This window comes from Variovorax saccharolyticus, from assembly GCF_030316765.1.
GTDB classification, from domain to species: domain Bacteria; phylum Pseudomonadota; class Gammaproteobacteria; order Burkholderiales; family Burkholderiaceae_C; genus Variovorax; species Variovorax saccharolyticus.
Map to the genome: position 1 here is coordinate 136,364 of NZ_JASZYT010000004.1, position 23,549 is coordinate 159,912.

Consider the following 23,549-nt stretch of genomic DNA (forward strand, 5'->3'; position numbering starts at 1 on the left):
GTGTTCATCGTTTCAGCAGACCGTTGGGACGCCAGGCCAAGAGGAGGGCCATGGCGACGAAGAAGAACAGGCTTCCCCACTCCGAGGCGAGGTACTTGCTGGCGGTCTCGATGACGCCCAGCAGGACTGCGGCCACCAGCGAGCCGGTGATGCTCCCCATGCCGCCCACGGAGACGACCACCAGCACCAGCACGAGGTACTTGAGGGCGTAGTAGGGTTCCAGCGGCATCAGCTCGGCGCCGAGGATGCCGCCCAGGCCAGCCAGTGCCGCACCGGCGGCGAAGCTCGCGCATTGCACCGTGCGGATCGGGATGCCCAGGGCCGAGGCGGTGCCGCTGTGATCGACGGCTGCGCGCAGCCAGATGCCGAAGCGGGTGCGCGTGACCGTCCAGGCGGCCAAGGCCGCGACCGCGCAGCCGGCACCGATCACCAGCAGGCGCTGGGCGGGCAGGGTGCGAAAGCCCAGGTCCACCGAGCCCGCCAGCAACGGCGGCAGCGCAATCATCTGCACCTGCGGGCCGGCCAGCGCATTGGTGGCGGCGATCAGCACGAAGCTCAGGCCGATCGTGAACAGCACCTGCTCGAGTTCCTTGCGGCGGTACAGGTGGCGCAGCACCAGCGCCTCGAGCACCGCGCCCAGCAGGGCGGTCGCCAGGATGGCTGCGGGCACGGCCAGCCAGAAGCTCCATCCGGCCTCGCGGGTCAGGAGGGCGGCGCAGTAGCCACCCACCATGGCGAAGGCACCGTGGCTCAGGTTCACGAAGCGCATCAGGCCCAGCGTCACCGACAGGCCGACCGCGATGACGAACAGCACCATGCCGTAGGCCAGGCCGTCGATGAGGATGTTGAGGAAGGTGTTCACGGGCGGACTTCAGGCGTGGCGGCGACCTGGCGAAATCACTTTTCGAGCCCGAAGTCGGTCTGGGGCCCGAAGCTCTGCAGCTCCTTGTTGACCAGCAGGCCGCCTACCTTCTCGACCTTGCGCAGGTAGACGTCCTGCGTGATGTGCCGGGTCTTGGGATCGATGCTCACCGGCCCGCGCGGGCTCTCCCATTTGAGCGTGCGCGCCGCCGCGAGCGCCTGGGGGCCGTCCTTCTTGCCGCCCGTGGCCTCGATCATCCGGTGGATCACGACCATGCCGTCCCAGGCGCCGACCGATGCGTAGTTGGCGACCGCGTTCGGGTCCTGCTTCCTGAGCGCGGCGACGAACTTCCTGTTCTCGGGCGAGTCGTGGGCGCCCGAGTAGTGGAAGGCGGTGGTCAGGCCCAGTGCGGCATCACCGAACTTCTGCAGGTCGTACTCGTCGGTCTCGGCCGAGCCGAGGAATTGCACGCCGGCCTTGGCCAGTCCGTTCTCGTTGTAGGCCTTGACGAAGCCCAGGTTCGGCGGCCCGCCCGGAAGGAAGGCGTAGACCGCCTGCGCGCCACTGGCCTTGATGCGTTGAACGAAAGGCCCGAAGTCGGTGGTGGCGATGGGCATGCGGATGCTCTCGACCACCGTGCCGCCCTGCTTGGCGAACTCGCTCTTGAAGGCCGTCTCGGCATCGATGCCGGGCCCGTAGTCGGTGACGGCCGTCACGACCTTCTTCATGCCGTTCTTGGCGGCCCATTGCGCGGCCGGCACGGTGACTTGCCACAAGGTATAGCTGGTGCGGACGAAGTACTCCGACTTCTCGGTGATGGCCGAGGTCGCCGCGTTGAAGATGACCGTCGGTGTCCGGGTCTGCTGGATCAGCGGTGCCACGGCCATGGCGTTGGGCGTGAAGACGAAGCCGCCGAGATAGTCGACCTTGTCCTTGACGAGCAGCTCCTGCACCAGCGTCTTGGTCAGCGCGGGGTTGGGCCCGCCGGTGTCGCGATAGACGAACTCGATGTCATGCCCGGCGAGCTTGCCGCCCTGGCTCGCGACATAGCTTTCCGCCGCCGCCTTGAACAGCGAGCCGTAGTGCGCGAACGGCCCCGAGAAGGGACCGATGATGCCGACCTTGACGGCCTGCGCCATGGCCTGAGGGGAGGCGAGCGAAAGCGCTGCCGAGGCGAAGAGCGCACACGCGATGGCGCGACGTTGGAATTTCATCTGGGTCTCCTGTGGGGTTCGGGCCCGAATGCGGTTGCGACGGAGCGATCGGGTGCTTGTATTTTGATTGGCATATCAACTAGTTGCAATCCCAACCGATTGGTGTTTACCCGCAGCGCGGATCGATCGGACCCGGGCATCCACCCTGTTGAATCTCGCGTCGCTTGCCTATATTCCGGCGTGATGGCTTCAACCTGGCTGCTCGACGCTCCGCCGGCAGGGCACATGCTCGATGCCGGCGCGGTCGCGCGCCTGCTGGATGCGGGCGAGGGGCAGGCTCCCGCTCTGGACATGCTCGACTTCGTGAACCATGTCCTGCCGGTCGAGTACATCTCGCTGGTCGAATACGTGGATGGCGTTCCCTCCCAGGTCGAGGGCCATTCGACGGGCCGCCACGACAACATCACGGCGGAGTGCTTTTCGCTCTACAAGAGCCGCTTCCGGCAAGCCGACGAGCTCACGCGCCTGGCGACACGCATGGCCGGGGAGACCTCGATGCACGCCCCCGTGACCGCACTGCTGTACGACGTGGCGGACATTCCCGATCCGGGTTGGCGCGAGCAGATCTTCGTCGGCCGCCAACTCACCGGCCGCCTGAGCTTTCTCTATGCACCGCTGCCGCGGACGCTGTTCGCGATCAACCTCTATCGCGACCAGAACGACGGCAGCTTCGACGCCGCCGATGTGGAGCGGCTGCTCGGCTTGGCGCCGATTCTCAAGAGGGCTCACCGCAACGCGCTCTTCGCGCATCTGGCGTCGCCCGATGCGCAGCTGCGCGCGCCCGACATCGAACGCGCGCTGCAGCGAACCGCGCCGCTGCTCTCGGCGCGCGAGCGTGCGGTGTGCGCGCGCATCGCCTGCGGCATCGGCACCGATGGCATCGCCGTCGATCTGGGCATCGCAGCGTCGACCGTCGCGACGCTGCGCAAGCGCGCCTACGCCAAGCTGGCGATCCACGGGCGGCAGCAGCTCCTGCGCTTCATCCACTAGGGTGAACAGACCCTATTCCGCGGCCCGGCGCCCTTGTACCCTTCTGCGGGGACAGACGGCGACCTGCGCAACTCCTACATTGCCTGGACCTTGTTGGAGACAGGCATGTGGATACGGAATTGCTGGTACGTCATCGCGTGGGAACACGAGATTCCCGCCGAAGGCATGTTCACCCGAAGAGTGCTCGACGAGCCGATCCTGGTCTACCGGACCGCCGACGGCGGCCTGGTCGCGATGCTTGACCGCTGCTGCCATCGCCAAGCGCCCTTGTCGCGCGGACGCCGCGAAGGCGACTGCGTGCGCTGCGGCTACCACGGGCTCAAGTTCGATGCCGCGGGCATCTGCGTGGAGGCGCCCGGACTGGCGAGCATCCCGGTCAAGACGCGCGTGCCGACCTATCCCGTGGTCTCGCACAACCGATGGGTGTTCGTCTGGATGGGGGACCCGGCGCTGGCCGATCCCGCGCTGCTGCCGGACAACTTCTCCTGCGACCACCCCGACTGGTCATACAAGCCGGGCTATGTGCACTACGACACGCCCTACCTGCTGGTCTGCGACAACCTGCTCGACTTCTCGCACCTGAGCTATGTGCACGAGAGCACGCTGGGCGGCTCGACCGCGATCGCGCAGGCGATTCCGAGGATCGAAGCCATACCACGCGGCATCCGGGTCACGCGGCATGTGCCGGATGTGGCGCCATCGCCGTTCTGGAAATCCTTCCAGAGCTTCGATCGCAACGTCGATCGCTACTTCGTCTACGACTTCGTGCTGCCCGGCACCCTGCTGATGCAATCGGGCGGCGCGCCCGTGGGCCAGGCCGAGGGCGACCTGCGCGGCGGCGTGCAGCTCCACAGCTGCCAGACGCTGACGCCGGAGACCGAGACCACCACGCACTACTTCTTCCAGCAGTCGCACCGCAGCAGCATCGACGATCCGGCGGTCACTGAAGCGATCTACCGCGGCCTGGTCACCGCCTTCGAGGAGGACCGCGAAATGATCACCGCCCAGCACCGGAACATCGACCCCGAGGCGCCGATGCTGCTGCTCGCGATGGACCAGGCCTTGGTCCGCTATCGACGGCTGCTGCAGCAGGCGGTCGACCAGGAGCGGGACCCGCTGGCGACCGCACGCGCGGCAGCCTGAACGGCTCTGCAACGACACAACCAAGGAGACCCCCGATGCGCCGCACCTTCCTGGCACTGAGCCTGGCCACCGTTCTCGCGGCACTGCCGCTCCCGGGCCTGGCCCAGGGCACGTTCCCGACCAAGCCGATTCGCATCGTCGTCACCGCCCAGGCCGGAGGCGCCAACGACTTCGTGGCGCGGCTGATCGGCGAGCATGTCGCCAAGTCGCTGGGCCAGGCGGTCGTGGTGGACAACCGCGCCGGCGCCAACGGCGCCGTCGGCCTCGGCGAGGTGGCGCGCGCCGCTCCCGACGGCTACACCATCGCCGTCACGCTGGGCGACTCGCTGATCAACAACGTCGCCCTCTACAAGAGCCTGCCCTACGATCCGCAGCGCGACTTCGTGTTCCTGACGCAGGTGGTGCGCAGCCCGGCCATCCTCTCGGCCAACCTGGAACTGGGCGTGAAGAACATGGACGACTTCAGGAAGCTGGCGGCGAAGCCGGGCCAGCAGCTGAGCTACGGCACCTGGGGGCCGGGCGGCCTCGGCCACCTGGCGGGCGAGGCGCTCAATCGCAAGCTGGACGCGCACATGGTCCACGTGCCGCAACGCGGGGAGGCACCCGTGATGGCGGATCTGCTGAGCAACACGGTGAGCGTGGGCCTCACCTCCGCAGGCCTTGCCCGCCAGCATGTGCAGGCGGGCAAGGTGGTGCCCCTGGCGATCATGGGGCGCGAGCGATCGCCCGTGCTGCCGCAGGTGCCGACGATGCGCGAGCTCGGCTTCGACGATCCCCTGTTCGAGGCGGCGGTATGGATCGCCTTCGTCGCGCCCGCCAAGACCCCGCCCGGGGTGGTCGAGCGGCTGACCACCGCCCTGCGTGCCGCGGCCGCGATGCCGGATGTGCAGGCGAAGATGGCCGAGCGCGGCCTCGAGATGCTGAACACCACGCCGGAACAGTTCGGCGCCAGCTACAGGCGTGATTTCGAAGTGATCACCCGGCGCATGCAGGAGTTCGGGATCGAGGCGCAGTAGGGCTGCCGCCTCGGGTGCGCGGCAGCAGCTAGCGCACGCTCACGGGACGCCGCTCGTCGTCCAGCGCGACGTAGGTCATGCGGCATTCGGTGACCTTGGTCGACCCACCCCCGCCGCGGCGTTCGGTCGTCGCTTCCACCTGGACGGTGATCGAGGTCGTCCCGACGCTCGTCACCGTGGCATGGAAGGTGACGAGGTCGCCGAGCAGAATCGGGTGCGCGAAGACGAGCTCGTCGACCGCGACCAGCGCGACCCGCCGGCGGGAGATCCGCAGCGGCAGCACGCTGCCTGCCGCGTCCAGCTTGCTCATGACCCAGCCGCCGGAGATGAAGTTCTCCATCGACGTGTCCGCGGGCATCGGGATGACGCGCAGGACGATCTCCGGTGCCGCCGGCGATTCGATCGCCGCTCCGTCAGGCTGGCTCATGGGAAATCCTTCGCGAAAAGCGCTTCAGCGCTTGTAGGGCAGCATGGTCGAAAGTGAGTCGGCGACCTCCAGCATCGCCTTCGCGATGGCGGTTCCGGTCGGCCCGTTCAGCTGGTCCGAGAGTCCCGCCGCGACCAGCGAGTGGCTCATGCGCTGGCCTTCGTCGAGCACCGGAACGGCGACGATCGTGACGCCGTTGATGTAGTTGCCGCGGTCGATGCTGTAGCCGTTCTTGCGCGCCAGCTCGACCTCCTTCTTCCAGGCCGCGAATTCGATCGGCTTGTCCCAGCGCACGGTCTTGAAGCGCTTCTGCAGCTGCGGCCATGACTCCTGGCCGAAGGCCGCCACGAGCCGGCCGGTCGCGCTGACCAGGGCCGGGAAGCGGCTTCCGACGTCCACATGCAGGCCGAAGGGCGCCTGCGCCCGCGACAGCGCGACCACCGCCATGTGTTCGGCGCCGGCGGTCTCGACCCCCATCGTCGTCACGCCCCATTCGTTCGACAGGTCGTCCAGCATCGGCTGGGCGAGGCTCGAGAAGGTGCTGTTCTTCACCACGCTGCGCGCCAGGCTCAGCATGCCGATGCCCAGGGCGTAGCGCTTGCTTGCCTCGTCGACCTTCAGCAGCTGCTCGTCGACCAGCACGCGGACGATGTGCAGGCAGGTGCTCGGAACCAGCCCGAGCTGTTCGGCGATGGCCTTGACGCCCATCGGCGGCGATTCCCCCAGCAGACGAAGGATGGCGATGGATCGCGTGACTGCGGGAACGGGCCGAACGCGGCGCGCCTTGGGCGAAGCAGGCGGGGCAGGGGAACGCGACTTGGAGATCTCGGGTGGCATGGGGCTTCGGGGAACGGTTCGACGCGTTTTACCAGAAACGAGGTTTCGCCCTTGCCCTCGATTTGGTTGTATTAGGACAATCACATAATGCATTTGACAACTTCAACGCGGGCACGCATAGTTGAGCCAACCCGATCCACAACGCAGAGACAACAGAAAATCATGAGCAAGCTCACTGACTACACCTCGTACGCGGATGCTCAGCGCTTCTGTTCGACGGACAAGCTCTGGGAGCTGTTCGACGGCGACCGCGAATCGCTGAACATCGCTCACGAGTGCATCGACCGCCATGTCGACGGGGCGCGCCAGGCGGTCGTCGTCGCGCATGCGGATGGCGGCGAAGAGAGCCTGAGCTTCGCCGAGCTCTCCGAGGCCTCCTCGCAGTTCGCGAACTACCTGGTCGACAAGGGAGTCGGGCACGGCGACCGCGTGGCCGTGATGCTCGAGCCGTCGCGCGCCTTCTACGTGGCCATCTTCGGCGCGATGAAGGCCGGCGCGATCGCGGTGCCGCTGTTCACTTTGTTCGGGCCCGACGGCATTCGCCTGCGCGTCAACGACTGCAACCCGCGGCTCCTGATCACGAACGCGGAAAAGGCGCCGATGGCCGGCGGCATCGACAGCGTGGAGGTGGTGGTCGCCACGCCCGAATTCCTCGCCGGTCTCCAGGCCTATCCGGCCAGCTTCGAGGCCAGCACCAAGGCCGACGACTTCGCGATCTTCCAGTACACCTCGGGCACCACGCGCGAGCTCCCGGCGGCGGTGCGCCACACGCATCGGTCCATCGTCACCTTGATGCTCGCGGCCCTCTACGGCACCGGCATCCGTCCCGGCGACCGCTTCTTCTGCCCGTCTTCGCCGGCATGGGGGCATGGCCTCTGGCACGGCACGCTGGCGCCATTGGCCCTGGGCGTGACGATCGGCGCCTACGCAGGCAAGTTCAACGCCGAACGGCTGCTGCAGGCATTGCACAGCGGCCGCTTCAACAACATCTCGGCCGCCGCCACCCACTATCGAATGATGCGGCACTCGGGCGCGGCCTCGAAGTACGCGTACGTCGTCGACAAGCTCTCGTTCACCGGCGAGCCCATCGACAGCGAGACCTCGGCATTCGTCGAGTCGACCTTCGGCCGACCGGTCTGCAGCATGTACGGGACCACCGAGATCGGGGTGATCCTCGTGAACTATCCGGGCGCGGCGGATTTCAGGGTCAAGCAAGGCTCGCTCGGCAAGGCGATTCCGGGCACGCGAGTCGAGGTGCAGGACATCCACGGCGCAGCGTGTGCGCCCGGCGTCACCGGCGAGCTGAAAGTGTGGCGCAAGGACGGCTGGGTGGCGACGAAGGACCTCGGCCGCGTCGACGACGACGGCTACTTCCATCACGCCGGCCGTGCCGACGACGTGATCATCTCGGCCGGCTGGACCATGAGCGCGGTGGAGATCGAGGACGCGATCCTCAAGCATCCGGATGTGCTCGAAGCCGCTGCGATCGGCGTGCCCGACGAACTCCGCGGCCAGGTGGTGAAGGCCTTCGTGGTCTCCACGAGATCCGCCGACGACGCCTTCCTGGCCGAGATCCAGGAGCTGGTGCGCAGTCGCCTGAGCCAGCACGAGTACCCGCGCCAGGTGGCGTTCGTGGCGGAGCTGCCCAAGACGCCAGCCGGCAAGGTCCACCGAAAGATTCTCCGTGAGCGAGAGCTTGCGAATTCAACCGCGGCACTCGCCGCAATCCACTGAAGCAAAGAAAAGGAGACAGCGATGTCCACGCAGACCGAACGAACCTTCCCCAAGATCACGGAGAGCGGCCTCGACGAACTGAGGGAGCGCATCGGCAAGCCGATCGGCGCGACCGCGGAGCCGTGGTGCCACGAGGCGACGCGCGACAACGTCCGGCACTACGCCCACGGCATCGGCGACGACAACCCCCTGTGGTGCGACCCCGACTACGCCGCCAAGACCAAGTACGGCGGCATCGTGGCCCTGCCCAGCTTCCTCTTCTCGACCAGCCGGATCGTCTCGGGCTATGTCGGCGGCCTGCCCGGCGTGCATGCGATGTGGTCCGGTTCGGACTGGACCTGGCACAAGCCGGTGCTGCGCAACGACGAGATCACGACCGAGGCCTACCTCAAGGACCTGGTCGAGCACCAGACCAAGTTCGCGGGCCGGGCGGTGCAGCAGATCTACCACGTCGACTTCTTCAACCAGAGCGGCGACAAGGTGGCGGAAGCGGACAGCTGGTGCTTTCGCACCGAGCGCGACCATGCGCGCGAGCAGGGCACCAAGTACAAGGAGGTGCGCGCACGCGAGCCCCGCCGCTACACGCCGGAGGAGATCGGCGAGGCCTTCAAGCTCTATCGCGACGAGCCGGTGCGCGGCGCGACGGCCCGCTACTGGGAAGACGTGAAGGAAGGCGAGGCGCTGCCCGTCATGATGAAGGGCCCGATGACCGTCACCGGCTTCATCGCCTATGCCCAGGGATGGGGCGGTCTCTACATCCGCGCCAACAAGCTCGCGTGGAAGCTGATCGATGCCCACCCGGGCGTGGGCATCACCAACCGCTTCGGCATTCCCGACGTTCCCGAGCGCGTGCACTGGGAGGAGGACTTCGCGCTCGAAGTCGGCGCCCCCGGCGCCTACGACTACGGCCCCGAGCGCACATCGTGGCTGACGCACCACCTGACGAACTGGGCGGGCGACGACGGCTTCCTGTCCAAGGCCAGCTGCAAGATCCGCCGCCACAACCCCGAGGGCGACATGCTCTTCATCAAGGGTCACGTGAAGCGCAAGTTCGTGGAGGGCGGCCGTCATCTGGTCGAGATCGCCCAGGAGGCGCGCAACCAGGACGACGAACTCTCCGTCGTGGGCTCGGGCATCGTCGAACTGCCCACGCGTTCCTGATCGCCCCCGCCGGAGCGGGACCTCGGCGGGGTCCCGCTCCGCGAGCCTGGAGCCGTGCCCGGCCGTCCGGTCGGCACGCTCCGGTCATCGAGTTGCCCCATTTTTCGGCGGAGCCGTATGCGCACCCCTTCGAACCCGAACCCCGAGCGGAAGAACCCGCGCGGCTCCCTGGACGGCATCCGCGTGCTCGACCTGTCGCGGGTACTGGCAGGTCCGCTCTGCACGCAGATGCTGGCCGACCATGGCGCCGATGTCGTCAAGGTCGAGCCACCCGCCGGCGACGACACCCGCTGGCTGGGGCCGCCCTTCGAGGCTTCGGGCGACGCGGCCTACTTCTCGGCGGTCAACCGCGGCAAGCGCGCCATCGGGCTGGACCTCGCCAGGCCCGAAGGCAAGGCCGTCCTGCTCCACCTGCTCGAGCAGGCCGACGTCCTGGTGGAGAACTTCATTCCGGGCACGATGAAGCGATGGGGACTGGACTACGAGGCCGACCTGTCGGCCCGGTTCCCGCGCTTGATCTACTGCCGCATCAGCGGCTTCGGCGCCGATGGCCCGCTGGGCGCGCTGCCCGGCTACGACGCGGTGCTCCAGGCCATGTGCGGCCTGATGAGCATCAATGGCGAGCCTGCGTCGGGCGCCACGCGCATCGGCGTGCCGATCGTCGATCACCTGACCGGCTACACGGCGCTCTCGGGAATCCTGATGGCCCTGCACGAGCGCCACCGCAGCGGCCGCGGCCAGGCGGTCGAGGCCACGCTCTTCGACGCCGCGCTGAGCCTGCTGGTACCGCACGCGGCCAACTGGCTCAGTTCGGGTGCGACGCCCGAGCTGCTCGGCAGCGCGCATCCCAACATCGCGCCCTACGACAAGTTCATGTGCGGCGACGGCGAGATCTTCCTGGGCATCCTGAACGACGGGCAGTTCCGCCGCTTCTGCGACAGCGTCGGCTGCCCCGAGCTGGCTGCCGATCCCCGCTTCGTCAGCAACGCGCTTCGCATCGCGCATCGCCCCGAGCTGCGCTCGCGGATCGAGGAGGTCTTGAGCGCCTGCTCGCGCCAGGCGCTGTGCCAGCGCCTGATGCAGTGCGGGGTGCCGGCCGGTCCGGTGAACACCGTCGCGCAAGCCTTCGGCCAGGCCCACACACAGCACCGGCGCATGGTCGTCGAACGAGACGGCTACCGGGGCGTCGGCCTGCCGATGCGGCTGTCGCGGACACCGGGAACGCCCGGGTCATCGCCGCCGGGCTACGCCCGGCACACCGAAGAGGTCATGGCGGCGGCCGGAATCCCCGCGCGGGAGGTGGCCGCGCTTCGCGACAGCGGAGCGCTGCCGGATCGACCGCGGCGCTAGCCGGCGCCCGCCCCAGAGTAAAAACCAAGAAGGAGACAACATGAGACACGCAGCAAAGTTGGCACTGGTCGCCGCGGTGGTGGCGATCGCGGGCACCGGCACGGGCACGGCCAGGGCGGACGACTACCCCTCCAAGCCGGTGAAGATCGTGGTCGCGTACCAGGCGGGCCAGGGGACGGACGTGGCGACCCGCTACATCGCGGAGAAACTGACCGCGGCGACGGGACAGACCTTCTTCGTCGAGAACCGCGGCGGGGCGGGAGGCAACATCGGCACCGAGATGGTCGCCCGCGCCGCAGCCGATGGCTACACGCTGACCATGGGGACCAACGGCACGCATGTCCTCAACCAGTTCATGTATGCGTCCACCGGCTTCAATGCCGAGACGGGATTCGACCCGATCGTCCTGCTCGGCACCTTTCCGATGGTGCTGCTCGCACAGTCGGCGTCGCCATTCGTTTCGCTCCAGGAGGTGCTGGCTGCCGCCAAGGCCGGACCCAAGACGGCCGACATCGGGATTCCCAGCACGACGGCCCGGCTGGTGTTCGAGTTCCTCAAGGAAAAGACGGGCAGTCCTCTCTTCGGCGTGCCCTACAAGGGTTCCACCGCAGTCCTCACGGACGTGCTGGGCGGGCAGCTGCCGCTGATGATCGACACCGTCACGGCGGTCCGGCCGCAGGTCGACGCCGGCAAGCTCAAGGCACTGGCCGTGACCTCGGCCAAGAGGACATCGCTCCTTCCGAACATCCCGACGGTGGCCGAGCAGGGCGTGCCCGGCTTCGAGGTCATCGCCTGGAACGCGCTGTATGCCCCGAGGGGCACGCCGCCGGCCGTGATCGCGCGCCTCAACAGCGAGGTCAACAAGATCCTGGCGCAACCCGAGACCAAGGCCCGCTTCCTGGAGCTGGGCTTCGACATCGGCGGCGGCACGGCGGATGACCTGGGTCGCTTCGCGCGCGCGGAGCGTACCAAGTGGGGCCCGGTGATCCAGAAGGCCGGAATGCGCGCGGACTGACCCCGCCGCGCTCAGGCCGACAGCTGCCGCTCGATCGCCGCCCGCATGATGCGGACGAACTCGGCGATTCGATGCTCGATCCTCATCATCGGGCCCGCCACCAGGACCGCGAACTGCCGGTTGGGCAGGCTCAGCGGCAGCGCGACGCCGCCCAGGTCGGTGGTGTATTCGCCGCGGCCCTCGAACCAGCCCAGCTTGCGTGATTGCTGCACCTCGTGCTCGACGACCGCGGCCGTCATCAGCGTGGTGTCCGTGTAGCGCTTGAACTCCGCCTTGCGCAGGATGGCCGCGCGGTCTTCGGGCGTCATCTGCGAGAGCAGGGCGCGCCCGGTGGCGGTCACGTGCAGCGGCACCAGCTTGCCGGGCTGCGCGGTGTAGCGGATCGCATGCGGCGACTCCACCGCATCCAGGAACAGTGCATGCGAGCCGCTCGCCGCGGCCAGCACCGCAGTCTCTCCCGTCTCCCGGACCAGCGCTTCGAGCAGGCCGTGCAGCTCGGCCGGAATCGGCTGCGCGGATTCGATCTCGCGGATCAGGGCGGCCCACATCGGCGCCGGGTAGTAGCCGCCGCGGGCGCGCGGTTCGTAGAGGAAGCCGCGCGCGGCGAGCGTGCCGAGCAGGTTGAAGGTGCTCGAGCGCGGCCATTCGAAGTGCTTGGCGATCTCCGCCAGCGTCGCGGGGCGACGGTGCACCGCGAAGAACTCGATGAGGTCCAGGACGTTGGCGGCTTGCTTGACGATCACTGCGTGGAGGCTCGTGCGAGGTGCGGAAGGGGCGGATGGGGAACCGGGACGGGCACTGTACCCGAGCGTACCCGGGTATCCCCGCAGCCCTGGCGGCTTGTGGAGTTGTTCATCGGTGTGTATGATTTGTTCACACACATGAATGATAACGCGGGCCGCCGACCGTGCGGCCGCGAACGGAGACCATGGGACCACTTGCCGGAATCAAGGTGCTCGACATGACGTCGGTGCTGATGGGCCCCTTCGCCTCGCAGGCGCTGGGCGACATGGGCGCCGACGTGATCAAGATCGAGGCGCCGCAGGGCGATCTGGTGCGGCAGATCGGGCCGGTGCGCAACGAGGGCATGGGTCCGGTGTTCCTGAACGCCAACCGCAACAAGCGCAGCATCGTGCTGGACCTCAAGCAGCGCGATGGCCTCGCGGCGCTGCGGCGCCTGATCGCCGATGCCGACGTGCTCATGTACAACGTGCGTCCGCAGGCCATGGCCCGGCTGGGCCTCGGCTACGAAGAGGTGGCTGCGATCAACCCGCTGATCGTCTACGCCGGCCTGTTCGGCTTCGGCCAGGACGGCCCCTATGCGGCCCGGCCCGCCTACGACGACCTGATCCAGGGCGGCGCCACGCTGCCGCACCTGATCGCCCGCGCCTCCGGCGGCATCCCGCGCTATGTGCCGACGGCCCTGGCCGACCGCATCGTCGGGCAGACGGCGGTGGGCGGCATCCTCGCGAGCCTGCTGGCGAGGCAGCGCACCGGCCGGGGCGACCGCGTCGACGTGCCGATGTTCGAGACCATGGTCGCCTTCGTGCTCGGCGACCACCTGGGCGGCCTGACCTTCGAGCCGCCGCTCGACGAAGGCGGCTACGCGCGCCAGCTGTCGCCCGAGCGCCGGCCCTACCGCACGAGCGACGGCCACATCTGCGCGCTGGTCTACAACGACAAGCACTGGAAGAGCTTCCTGGGCGCGGTCGGCCGCGAGGCGCTGATGCAGGACGCGCGCTTCGCGACCTACGCCGGCCGCTCGCGCAACATCGACCACGTGTACGGCGAGCTCGCCGCGATCTTCGAGCAGAGGTCGACCGCCGAGTGGAGTGCGATCCTCGAGCGCGCCGACGTGCCCTTCATGCCGATGCACGACCTGCGCAGCGTGCTGGACGACCCGCACCTGCAGGCCACCGGCTTCTTCTCGACCATCGACCACCCCAGCGAAGGCCCGATCCGGACGATGCGCATGCCCATGACCTGGCAGCACAGCCGGCCCGACGCCGCCCGCGTGGCCCCGCGCCAGGGCGAGCACACGCGCGAGGTCCTGCAGCAGGCCGGCTATGCGGCCGAAGAGATCGATGCGCTGCTGGCCGCGGGCACTGCGGCGCAGGCGCCGCCGCATGCCGCCGCCTGACGGTGCGCGCCGCCCTCCGTCATTCCAATCATCCAGGCCAGCACACCGACCGCCATGATCCGTTCCCTTCTCTATGCGCCCGCCAACCGGCCCGAGCTGGTCGCCAAGTTCCCGCGTTTTCGCGCCGACTGCTGCGTGATCGACCTCGAGGACGGCACGCCCGAAGCCGAGAAGGCGAGCGCGCGCGGCATGCTGCAGGCGACCGTGCAGCAGGCGCGCGCCGCCGGCTTCGCGGGCCTGCTCGCCGTCCGCGTCAACCTGCCGGCCTCGCCGCACTACCTCGCGGACCTCGAGGCCGCCTTCGCCTGCGACATCGACGCCGTCGTGATCCCGAAGCTGGAATCGCCCGACCAGGCCTTCCCGGCCGCGCACTGGCTGCAGCGGCGTGAAGCCGAGGCGCCGCGCGCCCGGCCGCGCATGATCATCGGCGGCATCGAGTCGGTGCGGGGCGTGCTGAACGCGGTCAGGATCTGCGACGACACGCCGCACCTGGGCGCCGTGTACTTCGGCGCCGAGGATTTCGCGGCGGACATCGGCGGCCGCCGCACGCCGGGCGGCGACGAGGTCGCGACCGCGCGCGCGTGGGTCGTGATGGCGGCGCGCGCCGCCGACCGCATCGCGCTCGACCAGGTGGTGCTCGACATCCGCGACGACGCGCTGTTCCGGCAGGACGCCGCGCGCGGTCGCGATCTCGGCTATCAGGGCAAGATGTGCGTCGCGCCGGGGCAGGTCAGGCTGGCCAACGAGGCCTTCTCTCCGACGCCGCAGGAGCGGGCCTACGCGACGCGGCTGGTGCGAGCCTACGAGGAGGCCACGGCGCGCGGCGTCGGCACCATCGACTTCGAGGGCCGGATGGTCGATGGCCCCTTGCTCAAGCACTCGCTCGCCGTGCTCGCCGCACCAGAGGATGTCTAGGATGGCGCGCATCGAATCCTTGGCCGACCTCGACCTGGCGAAGTACATCCGGCCGGGCGACGGCATCGTGTTCGGGCAGGGCACCGGCGAACCCCTGAGCCTCACGGAGCGGCTCGTCGAGCAGCGCCGCGGCTACAGCGGCGCGGGACTCTTCTTCGGCTCGGGCTTCTCGGGCACCTTCCAGCCCGAGCATGCGGACCACCTGCGCTTCAAGGGCATCGGCGGCATCGGCAGCCTGCGCAAGCTGTCGAGCGCGGGCGTGCTCGACCCCGTGCCCTGCCACATCTCGGCTGTCGCCGACCTGATCGGCAAGGGCCACATCCGCACCGATGTGGTCATGCTGCTGGTGAGCCCGCCCAACGCGCGCGGCGAACACAGCTTCGGCCTGGTGAACGACTACCTGCGCAGCGCCATCGCGCGCGCCCGCGTGGTCATCGCCGAGGTCAGCAGCCAGGTGCCGTGGACACCGTGCGACGCGCCGCTGCAGCCCGGCGAGATCACGGTGGCGGTCCACAGCGACCGCACGCCGCTCGAGCTGCCCCCGGCGAAGTTCGGCGAACTCGAACGCCGCATCGCGGCCCATGTCGCCGGGCTGATCCCCGACCGCGCCACGCTGCAGATGGGCATCGGCGCCGTGCCCGAGGCGATCGTCTCGCTGCTGGCCGACCGGCGCGATCTCGGCGTGCACTCCGGCATGGTCGGCGACTCGCTGGTCGACCTGATGGAGAGCGGCGCCCTGACCAACGCGCACAAGGGCCTGGATGCGGGCGTGAGCGTGAGCGGCGTCCTGTTCGGCACGCGAAGGCTCTACCGCTTCGCCCACGACAACCCGCAGCTGCGCCTGTGCCCGACCCGCTACACGCACCACGCGTCGACCCTGGCGCGGGTGAAGAAGCTGGTGTCGGTCAATTCGGCACTCGAGGTCGACCTCACGGGCCAAGTGAATGCCGAGGCCATCGGCGCCGACTACATCGGCGCGGTGGGCGGCCAGGTCGACTTCGTGCGGGCGGCGGTGCAGTCCGAAGGCGGCGTGTCCATCGTGGCGCTCGCTGCGGCCGGCAAGAAGGGCGACAGCAAGATCGTGAGCCGCCTCTCCGGCCCCGTGACCACCGCGCGCAGCGACGTCGACGTGATCGCGACCGAGCACGGCATCGCGCGCCTGCGTGGGCTGGGCCTGCGCGAACGCGTCAAGGCCATGGTGGGCATCGCGGCGCCGGAGCATCGCGACGCGCTCATGCGTGAAGCGCGCGAAACCTGGGGGATCGCATGCTGAATCCGGAAGTCGACTACGAAGTGGTCGACGGCTGCATCGCCGTCGTCACGATCAACCGGCCGGCGCAGCGCAACGCGATCAACCGCGGCGTGGTCGACGGCCTGCGGCGCGCATGGCGGGCGATCGAGGACGACGACGCAGTGCGCGTCGGCATCCTGACCGGCAGCGGCGAGCAGGCCTTCTGCGCCGGCATGGACCTCAAGGAAGCCGCGGCCACGGGGCTCAAGGTGCCGCCGCGCGACATGCTGCCGGTGCTCGGCGATGTCGAGCATGTGGGCAAGCCGATGATCGCCGCGGTCAACGGCGTGGCCTACGCGGGAGGCTTCCTGTTCGCGCAGATGTGCGACCTCTGCGTCGCCGCGGAGCACGCGCGCTTCGGCATCACCGAGGCCAAGGTCGGCCGCGGCATGCCCTGGGCGGCACCGCTGGCGCACATGCTGCCGCAGCGCGTGATGATGGAGCTCCTGCTGACCGGCCAGCCGATGTCGGCCCAGCGCGCGATGGCACTGGGCTTCGTGAACGACGTCGTGCCGATGGACCGGCTGCGCGAGCGCGCGCTGGAGCTGGCCCGCACCATCGCCGCCAACGCGCCGCTGACGGTCAAGGCCGCGCGCGAACTGGTCTACCTGTCGACCGAGATGGGCCGCTCGGCCGCCTTGCGCGCGGCCCGCCATCTGTTCGAGGGCGTGTACCTGAGCGATGACGCGCAGGAAGGCCCGAAGGCCTTCGCCGAAAAGCGGACCCCGCGATGGACCGGCCGATGAATCCCGAGAACCGCCTTCAGCGAACTGCCCCATGAACTTCGAACTCACCCCCGAACAGGAATCCATCCGCGAGGCCGTCAAGGGCCTCTGCGCGCACTTTCCGGAGAGCTACTGGCGCGAGCGCGACACCGACGGCGTGTTCCCGCACGCGTTCTATGACGCGATGGCCGAGGCCGGCTGGCTGGGCCTCGCGATCCCCGAGGCTTACGGCGGTGCTGGCCTGGGCGTGCAGGAAGCCTGCATCATGATGCAGGCCGTGGCCGAGTCCGGCGCCTGCCTCAGCGGCTGCTCCAGCGTCCACATCAACATCTTCGGCCTGATGCCGATCGCCGTCTTCGGCACGCCCGCGCAGAAGCAGCGCATGCTGCCGCCGATCGCCAGGGGCGAGGTCAAGGCCTGCTTCGGCGTGACCGAGCCGAACACCGGCCTGAACACCACCCGCCTGAAGACGCGGGCGGTGCGCCAGGGCGACAAGTACGTCGTGCACGGGCAGAAGGTCTGGATCTCGACCGCGCAGGTGGCCGACAAGATCATGCTGCTCGCGCGCACCACGCCGATCGAGGACCTGCCGCCGGGCAAGAGTTCGTCGGGGCTGTCGCTGTTCTACACCGACCTCGACCGCAGCCGGATCGACGTCCGCCTGATCGAGAAGATGGGCCGCAAGTGCGTGGATTCCAACGAGCTCTTCATCGACGGCCTCGAGATCCCGGTGGAGGACCGCATCGGCGAGGAGGGCCAGGGCTTCAAGTACATCCTGCACGGCATGAATCCCGAGCGCGTGCTGCTGGCGGCGGAAGCGGTCGGCGTCGGCCGCATCGCGCTGCAGAAGGCGGCCGCCTATGCGCGCGAGCGCGTGGTGTTCGATCGCCCGATCGGCCAGAACCAGTCGATCCAGCATCCGCTGGCGGCCAACTGGGTGGAGCTGGAGGCCGCGCAGCTGCTCACGATGAAGGCGGCCTGGCTCTACGACAACGGCAAGGACTGCGGCGCCGAGGCGAACGCCGCCAAGTACTACGCCGCCGAGGCCGGCTTCCGGGCCTGCGAGCGCGCCATCCTCACTCACGGCGGCATGGGCTATTCGAAGGAGTTCCACGTCGAGCGCTACCTGCGCGAGATCATGATCCCGCGCATCGCTCCGGTGAGCGCCGAGATGATCCTGAGCCACATCGCCGAGCGCGTGCTCGGCCTGCCGAAGTCCTACTGACCGGCCCTCATCGGAATTCGAAAAAAAGGAGACAAGCATGCGTTCAATATCTGGAAAGCGGATCGTGCAGGCGGCAGCGATGGCCCTGCTGGCGGGGCTGGCCGCGCCGGCGCTGGCGCAGTCGTGGCCGACGAAGCCGGTGCGCATCGTGGTTCCGGCGGCGCCCGGCGGCAGCGCCGATCCGCTGGCCCGGCTGATCGCGGACGAACTCGGCAAGGCGGTCGGCCAGTCGGTCGTGGTCGAGAACCGCCCGGGCGCCAATGGCAACCTCGGCGGCACCCTGGTCGCCAAGTCGCCGGCCGACGGCTACACCTTGCTGATGGGCTGGACCGGCAGCGTGGTCTCGGCCGTGACCTTGTACGACGCCAAGCCTTTCCATCCGCTGAAGGACTTCGACCCGGTGGTGCTGGTGGGCTCGCTGCCGAACGTCGTCGTGGTCAATCCCTCGCTGCCGGTGAAGAGCCTGGCCGAGCTCACGGCGTATGCGAAGAAGAACCCGGGCCAGCTCAACTTCGGCTCGACCGGCAGCGGCAGCTCCTATCACCTGTCCGGCGAGCTGTACAAGAAGACCGTCGGCGTCTTCATGGTGCATGTGCCCTACACCTCGCCCGGTGCGGTCTTCACCGACTTGCTGGGCGATCGCCTGCAGCTCGCCTTTCCGGGCGTCGCGGCCGCGGCGCCCTTCGTGAAGGACGACAAGCTGCGCCCGCTGGCCGTGATGTCGGACAAGCGATCGGTCGCCATGCCCACGGTGCCGACCACCAAGGAGCTCGGCCATCCCAGCCTCGTGTCCGAGACATGGTTCGGCCTGCTGGCGCCCAAGGGCACGCCGGCCGACATCGTGCAGCGCATCAACAGCGCCATGAACGGAGCGCTGAACACGCCGGCCTTCAGGGACAAGATCGAGCAGATGGGCTACACGCCGCTGGGCGGCACGCCGGAGCGCTTCGTTACGGTCATCAAGGACGACATCGTGAAGTGGGGCGAGGTGGTGAAGTTCTCCGGGGCCAAGGTCGACTAGGGCGCGACACCCCCGAAGCGCCTGCGGCGCCCGTGGGCGTGCGAAGTAACATCAGCGCCCGATGGACCTCAAGCAACTGCGCTACTTCGTCATGGTGGCCGAAGAACTCAGCTTCAGTCGCGCCGCCGCCCGCCTGCATATCTCGCAGCCTCCCTTGTCCCAGCAGATCAAGGCGCTCGAAGAGGAGATGGGCGTGACGCTGCTGGTGCGCGACCGCCGCACCGTCCGCCTGTCGGATGCGGGCGTCGTCTTCCTGAGGGAGAGCCGGCTGCTGCTCGACCAGTTCCGCTCGGCCGTCAACTCCGCGGTGCGGGCCAGCCAGACCAACGCCGGCAGCATCCGCCTGGGCGTCGCCACCTCCGGCCTCTTCAGCGTGATGCCGAAGTTCCAGGAGCTGATGCGGACGCATTTCCCGAACGTCGAGGTCTTGGTCAGCGACATGCAGTCGGACGACCAGGTGCGGGCGGTGTCGCAGGGGGCGCTCGACATCGGCATCGCCCACGTCAAGCCCGAGCGCATGAACGTCGGCCGCAAGCAGGTCTTCAGCGAGGGCCTGTCGGTGGTGCTGCCCGTCGGCCACCCGCAGGCCGAGCGTGCCGACCTGAGCCTGGCCGATCTGGCGGACGAGCCGATGGTGGCGCTGTCGAGGGAGCACGCGCCGACCGTCTTCGATGCCGTCATCGCCTCCTGTGCGGCGGCCGGCTTCAGCCCGGTCGTCAAGCACAGCGCCAGGAATCCGATGACCATCTTCCAGATGGTGCGGGCGGGCTTCGGCATCGCACTGGTGCCGCGCTCCTACCGGCACAGCGCCTACCCCGGCGTGCGCTTCCGGGACGTGCTGCCCGCCGTCGGCCAAGTCCGGCTCGAGATGATCTGGAGCGAGCGCCATGCGTCGGAGCTGACGCTCGCGGTCATCGGGCAGCTGGTGGCGCCGCTGATCGAATCGCTCGGGACCGAGCCGCCGCCCGGTTGAGTCCCGCCCGGTGCTTCAGCCCCGGCGAGCGCCGGCGCGCCCGTCGATCAGCTGGATCACCGCGGGATGGTAGTTGGGTGCGAAGCCGGCATCGCGGGTCTTGCACAGCATGTCGTGCGTGTAGGTGGCGATGTGCGGCTCGAAGCCGCCGGCGCGCGCGAGCGAAAGCGCCAGAGCGGCATCCTTGATCGCATAGTCGACCGGGAACACCTTCTCCGGAAAGCTGTCCGGCACGAGCGACTTGAGGCCGTGGTTGCGCAGCACGAAGCTGTCGGCGGAACCCTGCGACAAGGCATTGAAGAGTTCCCGGCCATCGACACCGGCCCGGCGGCCGATCGTCAGCACCTCGGACAGCGCGTTCACCGTCATCATCACCGTGATGTTGTTGAGGATCTTCACGATCTGGCCGCAGCCGACCGCGCCGCAATGCAGCACGTCGCTGCCCATGCACGCGAGGAAGCCGCGAATGGCCTCCACCTCGCCCGCGTCGCCGCCGACGGTGATGAAGAGCGTGCCTTGCACCGCCGCTTCCCGCGTGCGGGCCACGGGCGCATCGACGAAGGCGATGCCTGCCGTCGCCAGCCTGGCGGCGAGCGCACGCGTTCGCGCCACATCGCTGGTGCTCATGTCGACGATCATCCGCGGCGCGGGCGCGGCCTGCAGGAGGCTCTCGCACACCGTCTCGACCTGGTCGATCGACGGCAGCGACAGGAACACCACATCGGCCGCCGCACCGACGGCTTCGAGCGATGGCGCGGCGATGCCGCCGGCCTCGGCGACGCGCGCGATGGCCTCGGGCGAGCGATCGAAGATGTGCACGGGCAAGCCGGACTTGCGCACGAGGTTCGCGCACATGTGTTCACCCATCACGCCGAGGCCCACGAAGCCGATTGTCTTGATTTGAGTCATTCGAGTCTTTCCTGTTGTCGATCAATCGTCCAGCTTGATCCTTGCCGTTGCCACGATCTCCTTGTCCATGGCCAGCTCCTTCGCGACGAAGGCAGCGAATTCCGAGGGTGAAGACAGCACGGGCTGGAAGAACATGCTCGACAGCTTCGACGCGACCGCGGGGGCCTGCATCGCGGTCCTGATCTCCGCGTTGAGCTTGTCGACGATCTCCTGCGGCGTTCCCGCCGGCGCCCAGACGCCATACCAGCTCGGCATGTCGAAACCGGGAAAGCCGCTTTCCGCGACGGTCGGGAGATCGGGCAGGCCCGGCAGGCGCTTCGGCGTGGTGACCGCCAGCGCGCGCAGCCTTCCGCCCTTGACCTGGGGATAGGCCGAGGCCATCGGCTCGATCATCGCGGCGACCTGCATGCCCATCAGGTCGTTGAGTGCCGGCGCGCCGCCCTTGTACGGAATCATGGGCATGTCGACCTTGGCCTTGACCTTCAGCAACTCGGCCGCCAGGTGGCCGCCGGCGCCGTAGGCCGCGGTCGCCCACTGGACTTCGCCCGGGCGCTTGCGGGCATCGGCCAGCAGGCTCTGCAGGTCGGTGTAGCGGCTGGCGCTGGACACCAGCACCAGCTGGGGCAGGGCGCCCAGGTAGGTGATGGGCTTGAAATCCTTCTCGGGATCGTAGGTGGTGGTGGTCATGATCAGCGGATTCACCACCTGCAGCGAGGCATTCAGGAGGATGGTGTAGCCGTCCGCCGGCGCGCGCTTCACGGACTGGGCGCCGAGCACGCTGTTCGCCCCCGCGCGGTTCTCGATCACGATCGGCTGGCCCAGCTGGGCCTGCAGCTGCGGCGCCAGCGCCCGGGCCACGGTGTCGACCGAGCCGCCCGGCGGAAAGGGCACGACCAGCTTGATCGGGCGCGACGGGTAGTCCTGCGCCCAGGCGCCGCTCATGGCGCAGCTCGCGCACATCAGCAGCACGGCGCGGCGTGCCAGCGAGACGCGAGCCTTGGCCCGGCCGGTGGAGTGGGTCTTCTGCATGCTTGTCTCCGGTTGTGCTTGTCGTCAGCTCTTGATGGCGAAAGGATCGCGCTCGGCGTTCGAGAAATCGATCATCACGTTCTTGGTCGTCAGGTATTCGCGCAGCCCGGCTTCGCCGCGCTCGCGCCCGATGCCCGACTCCTTGAAGCCGCCGAACGGCGCCTGCGCGGCGACGGCGCGGTAGGTGTTCACCCAGATCGAGCCGGCCTGGATCTCGCGGCTCACGCGCATCACGCGCGAGAGGTCGTTCGACCAGATGCCCGCGGCCAGGCCGAAGCGGCTGTCGTTGGCCATGGCGATGGCCTCGGCCTCGGTGTCGAAGGGAATGATCGCCAGCACCGGGCCGAAGATTTCTTCCTGCGCCAGCTCGCTGCGATTGCTCACGTCGGCGAAGACGGTCGGCTGGATGAAATAGCCGCTGTCCAGATTCGCGCCGACCGCACGGGCGCCGCCCGTCACCAGCCTGGCGCCGGAGGCCTTGGCACCTTCGATCGCGCCCAGGATGCGCCGGAACTGCGGCTCGTTCGCGACCGTGCCCATCTCGGTGGCCGGGTCGGTCGGGTCGCCCATGCGGATCAGGGCCGCCCGCTCGGCCACCCGCCGCACGACCTCGTCGTACACGCCGCGCTGCACCAGCAGCCGCGAGCCGGCCACGCAGGTCTGGCCGGTGGCGCCGAAGATGCCGGCCAATGCGCCGACCACTGCCTTGCCGACATCGGCGTCGTCGAACACGATGTTCGGCGACTTGCCGCCGAGTTCGAGTGTCACCGGCACCAGCCTGCGTCCGGCCGCCGCCGCGATCTCGCGGCCCACGCCGGGGCTGCCCGTGAAGCTCACGCGGGCGACGCCGCGCGCATCGACCAGCGCGCGGCCGGTCTCGGCGCCGCCGGTGACGACGTTGAAGACGCCGGGAGGAAAACCGGCCTCTTCGACCAGCGCGGCGAACTCCAGGGTCGAGACCGACGCATGCTCCGACGGCTTCACCACCACGCAGTTGCCCGCCGCCAGCGCGGGCGCCAGCTTGTTGGCCAGCAGGGCGAGCGGCGAGTTCCAGGCGGTGATGAGGGCCACCACGCCGTAGGGCTCGTGCACCAGGTAGTCGAGCGTGTCCTGTTGGTCGAGCGGAATGTGCTGGCCGAAGAGCTTGTCCGCGTAGCCGGCGAAGAAGCGCAGCTGGCGGCCCACCCACTTCATCTGCGGCTGGGTCTCGCGCACGATCTTGCCGTTGTCGGTGCTCTCGATGATCCCCATTCTTTGCGCATGCGATTCGATCAGGCCGGCGAGCTTCAGCATCATCGCGGCGCGCGCCACGCCGGAGGTCCGGCGCCAGGTGTCGCGGTACGCGCGCTCGGCGGCGGCCACCGCGGCCTCGACATCGGCGACGCCGGCATCGGGAATCTCGGCCCACACCTGGCCGGTGTAGGGGTTCACGCTCGGCAGCGAGCGGCCGCTGGTCGGCTCGACGTAGCGGCCGTCGATGTAGAGCTTGTGCTTCTTCATTCCTGTGTCTCCTTCAAGGGGTCTCGATGCCCGCGATGTGGGCGGTACTCTAGGGGCGCTGCCTTCGTGCAG

General features: G+C 68.7%; 22 protein-coding genes. 14 read left to right on the forward strand and 8 right to left on the reverse strand.

Annotated features, from left to right (window positions below):
• Positions 1-4: 4 nt before the first annotated feature.
• Both QTI45_RS14460 and QTI45_RS14465 read right to left on the reverse strand, forming a co-directional pair.
• Complete coding sequence (locus QTI45_RS14460) at positions 5-862, reverse strand: branched-chain amino acid ABC transporter permease (protein WP_286370851.1); 858 nt, start codon at positions 860-862, stop codon at positions 5-7.
• Positions 863-897: 35 nt separating this feature from the next.
• Positions 898-2,076 (reverse strand): ABC transporter substrate-binding protein, encoded by a 1,179-nt coding sequence (locus QTI45_RS14465; protein ID WP_286654840.1) that lies wholly within the window; start codon positions 2,074-2,076, stop codon positions 898-900.
• 183 nt (positions 2,077-2,259) lie between these two features.
• Here QTI45_RS14465 and QTI45_RS14470 point away from each other — a divergent pair, with 183 nt between their 5' ends.
• The 3 genes from QTI45_RS14470 to QTI45_RS14480 all read left to right on the forward strand — a co-directional run bounded on the left by QTI45_RS14470 (position 2,260) and on the right by QTI45_RS14480 (position 5,225).
• A complete protein-coding gene (locus QTI45_RS14470) occupies positions 2,260-3,066 on the forward strand; it encodes a helix-turn-helix transcriptional regulator (RefSeq protein ID WP_286654841.1) in 807 nt (268 codons plus the stop codon).
• Positions 3,067-3,171: 105 nt separating this feature from the next.
• Entirely contained in the window at positions 3,172-4,209 is a 1,038-nt protein-coding gene (locus QTI45_RS14475) for a Rieske 2Fe-2S domain-containing protein (RefSeq protein WP_286654842.1), read from the forward strand.
• 35 nt (positions 4,210-4,244) lie between these two features.
• Complete coding sequence (locus QTI45_RS14480) at positions 4,245-5,225, forward strand: Bug family tripartite tricarboxylate transporter substrate binding protein (protein WP_286654843.1); 981 nt, start codon at positions 4,245-4,247, stop codon at positions 5,223-5,225.
• Between the two features lie 28 nt (positions 5,226-5,253).
• On the opposite strand, the gene QTI45_RS14485 is transcribed toward QTI45_RS14480, so the two are convergent.
• The gene (locus tag QTI45_RS14485; protein ID WP_286654844.1) at positions 5,254-5,652 is read right to left on the reverse strand and encodes an acyl-CoA thioesterase; all 399 of its coding nucleotides are present in this window, start codon (positions 5,650-5,652) and stop codon (positions 5,254-5,256) included.
• Positions 5,653-5,676: 24 nt separating this feature from the next.
• On the reverse strand, positions 5,677-6,489 hold the full coding sequence (locus QTI45_RS14490) for an IclR family transcriptional regulator (protein WP_286654845.1): 813 nt from the start codon (positions 6,487-6,489) through the stop codon (positions 5,677-5,679).
• A gap of 162 nt (positions 6,490-6,651) precedes the next feature.
• Here QTI45_RS14490 and QTI45_RS14495 point away from each other — a divergent pair, with 162 nt between their 5' ends.
• The 4 genes from QTI45_RS14495 to QTI45_RS14510 all read left to right on the forward strand — a co-directional run bounded on the left by QTI45_RS14495 (position 6,652) and on the right by QTI45_RS14510 (position 11,749).
• Positions 6,652-8,223 (forward strand): acetate--CoA ligase, encoded by a 1,572-nt coding sequence (locus QTI45_RS14495; RefSeq protein WP_286654846.1) that lies wholly within the window; start codon positions 6,652-6,654, stop codon positions 8,221-8,223.
• A 21-nt stretch (positions 8,224-8,244) separates the two neighbouring features.
• Positions 8,245-9,384 (forward strand): FAS1-like dehydratase domain-containing protein, encoded by a 1,140-nt coding sequence (locus QTI45_RS14500; RefSeq protein ID WP_286654847.1) that lies wholly within the window; start codon positions 8,245-8,247, stop codon positions 9,382-9,384.
• Between the two features lie 117 nt (positions 9,385-9,501).
• Positions 9,502-10,734, forward strand: a complete 1,233-nt coding sequence (locus QTI45_RS14505) for a CaiB/BaiF CoA transferase family protein (RefSeq protein WP_286654848.1) — start codon at positions 9,502-9,504, stop codon at positions 10,732-10,734.
• Between the two features lie 40 nt (positions 10,735-10,774).
• On the forward strand, positions 10,775-11,749 hold the full coding sequence (locus QTI45_RS14510; RefSeq protein WP_286654849.1) for a Bug family tripartite tricarboxylate transporter substrate binding protein: 975 nt from the start codon (positions 10,775-10,777) through the stop codon (positions 11,747-11,749).
• An 11-nt stretch (positions 11,750-11,760) separates the two neighbouring features.
• Here the strand turns inward: QTI45_RS14510 and QTI45_RS14515 are convergent, their stop codons facing one another.
• Positions 11,761-12,492 (reverse strand): IclR family transcriptional regulator, encoded by a 732-nt coding sequence (locus QTI45_RS14515; RefSeq protein ID WP_286654850.1) that lies wholly within the window; start codon positions 12,490-12,492, stop codon positions 11,761-11,763.
• Positions 12,493-12,677: 185 nt separating this feature from the next.
• Here QTI45_RS14515 and QTI45_RS14520 point away from each other — a divergent pair, with 185 nt between their 5' ends.
• The 7 genes from QTI45_RS14520 to QTI45_RS14550 all read left to right on the forward strand — a co-directional run bounded on the left by QTI45_RS14520 (position 12,678) and on the right by QTI45_RS14550 (position 20,039).
• Entirely contained in the window at positions 12,678-13,889 is a 1,212-nt protein-coding gene (locus QTI45_RS14520) for a CaiB/BaiF CoA transferase family protein (protein WP_286654851.1), read from the forward strand.
• Positions 13,890-13,943: 54 nt separating this feature from the next.
• The gene (locus tag QTI45_RS14525) at positions 13,944-14,804 is read left to right on the forward strand and encodes an HpcH/HpaI aldolase/citrate lyase family protein (protein WP_286654852.1); all 861 of its coding nucleotides are present in this window, start codon (positions 13,944-13,946) and stop codon (positions 14,802-14,804) included.
• A gap of 1 nt (position 14,805) precedes the next feature.
• A complete protein-coding gene (locus QTI45_RS14530; RefSeq protein ID WP_286654853.1) occupies positions 14,806-16,077 on the forward strand; it encodes an acetyl-CoA hydrolase/transferase family protein in 1,272 nt (423 codons plus the stop codon).
• The gene (locus QTI45_RS14535) at positions 16,071-16,841 is read left to right on the forward strand and encodes an enoyl-CoA hydratase/isomerase family protein (protein ID WP_286654854.1); all 771 of its coding nucleotides are present in this window, start codon (positions 16,071-16,073) and stop codon (positions 16,839-16,841) included. The genes QTI45_RS14530 and QTI45_RS14535 overlap by 7 nt, the downstream gene beginning before the upstream one ends.
• Positions 16,842-16,872: 31 nt before the next feature.
• Positions 16,873-18,045 (forward strand): acyl-CoA dehydrogenase family protein, encoded by a 1,173-nt coding sequence (locus QTI45_RS14540; RefSeq protein ID WP_286654855.1) that lies wholly within the window; start codon positions 16,873-16,875, stop codon positions 18,043-18,045.
• Positions 18,046-18,082: 37 nt separating this feature from the next.
• Entirely contained in the window at positions 18,083-19,066 is a 984-nt protein-coding gene (locus QTI45_RS14545) for a Bug family tripartite tricarboxylate transporter substrate binding protein (protein ID WP_286654856.1), read from the forward strand.
• A gap of 61 nt (positions 19,067-19,127) precedes the next feature.
• A complete protein-coding gene (locus QTI45_RS14550; protein ID WP_286654857.1) occupies positions 19,128-20,039 on the forward strand; it encodes a LysR substrate-binding domain-containing protein in 912 nt (303 codons plus the stop codon).
• A gap of 15 nt (positions 20,040-20,054) precedes the next feature.
• Here QTI45_RS14550 and QTI45_RS14555 read toward each other — a convergent pair whose 3' ends face one another.
• Genes QTI45_RS14555 through QTI45_RS14565 form a run of 3 tightly spaced genes read right to left on the reverse strand, consistent with a single transcriptional unit; the run spans position 20,055 to position 23,477 of the window.
• A complete protein-coding gene (locus tag QTI45_RS14555) occupies positions 20,055-20,948 on the reverse strand; it encodes an NAD(P)-dependent oxidoreductase (RefSeq protein WP_286654858.1) in 894 nt (297 codons plus the stop codon).
• 21 nt (positions 20,949-20,969) lie between these two features.
• Positions 20,970-21,977 carry a Bug family tripartite tricarboxylate transporter substrate binding protein gene (locus QTI45_RS14560; protein WP_286654859.1) on the reverse strand — a complete coding sequence of 336 codons (1,008 nt, stop codon included), beginning with the start codon at positions 21,975-21,977 and terminating at the stop codon, positions 20,970-20,972.
• 24 nt (positions 21,978-22,001) lie between these two features.
• Positions 22,002-23,477, reverse strand: a complete 1,476-nt coding sequence (locus tag QTI45_RS14565; RefSeq protein ID WP_286654860.1) for an aldehyde dehydrogenase — start codon at positions 23,475-23,477, stop codon at positions 22,002-22,004.
• Positions 23,478-23,549: the final 72 nt, after the last annotated feature.

Excerpts from the sequence above, each read along its gene's own strand:
- QTI45_RS14560 (WP_286654859.1), bottom strand. The coding sequence starts at position 21,977 with ATGCAGAAGACCCACTCCACCGGCCGGGCCAAGGCTCGCGTCTCGCTG.
- QTI45_RS14500 (WP_286654847.1), top strand. The coding sequence starts at position 8,245 with ATGTCCACGCAGACCGAACGAACCTTCCCCAAGATCACGGAGAGCGGC.
- QTI45_RS14520 (WP_286654851.1), top strand. The coding sequence starts at position 12,678 with ATGGGACCACTTGCCGGAATCAAGGTGCTCGACATGACGTCGGTGCTG.
- QTI45_RS14485 (WP_286654844.1), bottom strand. The coding sequence starts at position 5,652 with ATGAGCCAGCCTGACGGAGCGGCGATCGAATCGCCGGCGGCACCGGAG.
- QTI45_RS14465 (WP_286654840.1), bottom strand. The coding sequence starts at position 2,076 with ATGAAATTCCAACGTCGCGCCATCGCGTGTGCGCTCTTCGCCTCGGCA.
- QTI45_RS14540 (WP_286654855.1), top strand. The coding sequence starts at position 16,873 with ATGAACTTCGAACTCACCCCCGAACAGGAATCCATCCGCGAGGCCGTC.
- QTI45_RS14510 (WP_286654849.1), top strand. The coding sequence starts at position 10,775 with ATGAGACACGCAGCAAAGTTGGCACTGGTCGCCGCGGTGGTGGCGATC.
- QTI45_RS14490 (WP_286654845.1), bottom strand. The coding sequence starts at position 6,489 with ATGCCACCCGAGATCTCCAAGTCGCGTTCCCCTGCCCCGCCTGCTTCG.
- QTI45_RS14545 (WP_286654856.1), top strand. The coding sequence starts at position 18,083 with ATGCGTTCAATATCTGGAAAGCGGATCGTGCAGGCGGCAGCGATGGCC.
- QTI45_RS14505 (WP_286654848.1), top strand. The coding sequence starts at position 9,502 with ATGCGCACCCCTTCGAACCCGAACCCCGAGCGGAAGAACCCGCGCGGC.
- QTI45_RS14525 (WP_286654852.1), top strand. The coding sequence starts at position 13,944 with ATGATCCGTTCCCTTCTCTATGCGCCCGCCAACCGGCCCGAGCTGGTC.
- QTI45_RS14480 (WP_286654843.1), top strand. The coding sequence starts at position 4,245 with ATGCGCCGCACCTTCCTGGCACTGAGCCTGGCCACCGTTCTCGCGGCA.
- QTI45_RS14475 (WP_286654842.1), top strand. The coding sequence starts at position 3,172 with ATGTGGATACGGAATTGCTGGTACGTCATCGCGTGGGAACACGAGATT.
- QTI45_RS14495 (WP_286654846.1), top strand. The coding sequence starts at position 6,652 with ATGAGCAAGCTCACTGACTACACCTCGTACGCGGATGCTCAGCGCTTC.
- QTI45_RS14565 (WP_286654860.1), bottom strand. The coding sequence starts at position 23,477 with ATGAAGAAGCACAAGCTCTACATCGACGGCCGCTACGTCGAGCCGACC.
- QTI45_RS14550 (WP_286654857.1), top strand. The coding sequence starts at position 19,128 with ATGGACCTCAAGCAACTGCGCTACTTCGTCATGGTGGCCGAAGAACTC.
- QTI45_RS14555 (WP_286654858.1), bottom strand. The coding sequence starts at position 20,948 with ATGACTCAAATCAAGACAATCGGCTTCGTGGGCCTCGGCGTGATGGGT.
- QTI45_RS14535 (WP_286654854.1), top strand. The coding sequence starts at position 16,071 with ATGCTGAATCCGGAAGTCGACTACGAAGTGGTCGACGGCTGCATCGCC.
- QTI45_RS14470 (WP_286654841.1), top strand. The coding sequence starts at position 2,260 with ATGGCTTCAACCTGGCTGCTCGACGCTCCGCCGGCAGGGCACATGCTC.
- QTI45_RS14530 (WP_286654853.1), top strand. The coding sequence starts at position 14,806 with ATGGCGCGCATCGAATCCTTGGCCGACCTCGACCTGGCGAAGTACATC.